Genomic DNA, 2164 nt, shown 5'->3' on the forward strand with positions numbered 1-2164 from the left:
TGTGCAGGTCTTTTGGTCGCAATAATACAGTCATTTCCCTGTTTCCAGGGTGGTTTATTGTATTTAGGACTGGGACTGGCATAAAGGCAGCTTGAGCCTTGGATCATAACAACGAATGTTGAGCTCGTTGAGGTTTTAATCATTTAATCAAGAGTGCAATGCAGTGTAAAAAATAAACTGTATTTTCATGGGGGGGGAAAGGGGGCTAAGGTATCAGGCTCTGTTTTTAACAGCAAAAACCTGGGTCTTTTTGGCTTCCTCAGGACTATAGATACATTTTTCAAACCACTGATAATTCAACGCCTTGGAAGGGAGGACCCGTAATGACTGGTTTGGGTGTAAAAGATCATTGATTAAGCAAACCATCGGCTCAAGGTAGCTTTTTAAAGCCTCAGCAGTTTGGGTTAGTGTATTGAAATCCTGGATATTTGGATGGATTACAGAAGCTACTCTCAAGCTCAGTTGCTCCAGGCTTTTTTCATCATTGGGTATGGCTTTGTGGTAAGTGTTATCGGGCTTTACGGTTTCGTATCTCTGCATGGCCCGGGAAAGCGCCAGAGCTCTGACTTGACGCTCTGAGGTAGAAAAACTGCATAGTGAGGTAGAAAAGGTGCATAGTTCGGCATCGTGACAAAAACTGGCTGCTGTTCCGGTTTCCAGCTCTTTCAGAACTCTGTAAAGGCTTTGACCATAAGCAAAAGCATCGTCTGCTGTTTTTGCCGGGATATGTGCGTTCAGGTCTTTCAGTAATTTGAAAGTATCTGGTGCGGCGAAATCCTCACTGCCAAAATGCAAACTTTCTCCTGCTACTGCAGCTTGTCCGAAGTCTAGCTGTTTAACGCTTTGGGTATTCTTGTCAAACATACAGTTAAATGGTTTAACATCAGAGTGAACAATGCCTTGTTTTTCTAGATGCGCCAAGGCAGACAGTTGCTGCTCTTGCAGATGAGCATAGGCGTTAAAAAACTCGTCATGAGCGATGATTCCTGTTTTCAGTTGGTGTACAAGTGTGATGGTTAGAGTTTGAAGATTTTGCCCATCTATGAACTCAAAAAGTAATCCTGAGTGGTTACCGACCTCCTCAAAACCATAGCAATTTACAATGTTTGGATGGTCGCCCACTTTTTTCATTATCTCTGCTTCCCGGTTTAGAGACTCTACAACCGCTTCTTGACGGGGATTTGTTAATGGCCTTTTCAGGGCAAACTTTTCAGAGTTTCCATGAACATCGGTTTGTTCGACCAGGTCGACAATCGCAGTGGCACCGTGTCCAAGTGTTTTAGTGATTGAAGCCTTTTCACTCAGTATCAAGTGGTCACTGTTTTCCCAGAAAACTGAATCTTCCGAGCCCTCGGAGCACGGGGTCAGGAGTATTCCGGTATCAGATGACCCGGAGCGACTGGATAAGGAGGTGCTGCGACTTTCATAGCCAGAGTCATTTCCGGTGGTTGATATGTGTTTTGAGGCAGATGAGGTTTTGGTTGTCTTCTTGCGCTGCCAGTCAGCCTGATCAATAATGATTCTGGCTTGATTTACCTCCTTTTCTGAATTACCAGTGACAGGAGTTGAGGCAGAAGGGTTGAGTGGTTTCATTGCCTATCCAGTTTAGCTGCGTTAATAGGGCAACCTATCGACATGAGATAAAAAATATAGAGAGTCAGGTTTAGGGGGCGAATTCTCAGGAGCTTTTTGCAGCCACTGTGTACCGGGTAGAAATCATGGAAGAGCGGGTTCATGTTCTGGAGCGTATTCTGGACAATGAAGTTCCGGGTTGGAGAACTCGTCAATGAGAGTGATCAAGAAAATATTGACTCAGCAAAAGGAAGGTGAAGCCTCTCCTGCTATCATGGGCGTGTGCAGCTATATTGCCAACCGGTTTCATCTGGATGTTCTTGCGGTTCGACTGAGTGCAGCAGGTATTGCTTATTTCACGTCAACCTCTCGTGCCATCCTTGCCTATATTGCTATTGGCGTTGTCCTCAGTATTAGCTCAGGAAAAGACACTTATAGAAAGCGTCAGGTCAAAAAAATAAAAGTAGCTGTAGACACTCAGTCGGCAGAACAAAACGACGATGTTTCTATTAATGATACAGAAACAGCGCCTGAACTATGTGACACTCCCCGCCTTATCAGGCGAGGCTTCTTTCTGACTTCGCAGGCTTTT

The 2164-nt window shown here is 44.7% G+C and carries 2 protein-coding genes and 1 pseudogene; 2 read left to right on the forward strand and 1 reads right to left on the reverse strand.

All coding sequences use genetic code 11. The annotated features are described in order from the left end of the window. Positions 1-213: 213 nt before the first annotated feature. On the reverse strand, positions 214-1593 hold the full coding sequence (locus KDK15_RS05195) for a protein kinase (RefSeq protein WP_257294304.1): 1380 nt from the start codon (positions 1591-1593) through the stop codon (positions 214-216). Positions 1594-1688: 95 nt separating this feature from the next. Here KDK15_RS05195 and KDK15_RS21165 point away from each other — a divergent pair. After that, positions 1689-1790, forward strand: a pseudogene (locus KDK15_RS21165) (hypothetical protein); the annotation flags it as partial. Continuing rightward, on the forward strand, positions 1787-2164 hold a 378-nt coding region (locus KDK15_RS05200), incomplete at its 3' end, for a PspC domain-containing protein (RefSeq protein ID WP_257294305.1). The pseudogene KDK15_RS21165 and the gene KDK15_RS05200, both read left to right, overlap by 4 nt.

The organism is Endozoicomonas sp. YOMI1 (assembly GCF_024606345.1).
Lineage (GTDB): Bacteria > Pseudomonadota > Gammaproteobacteria > Pseudomonadales > Endozoicomonadaceae > Endozoicomonas.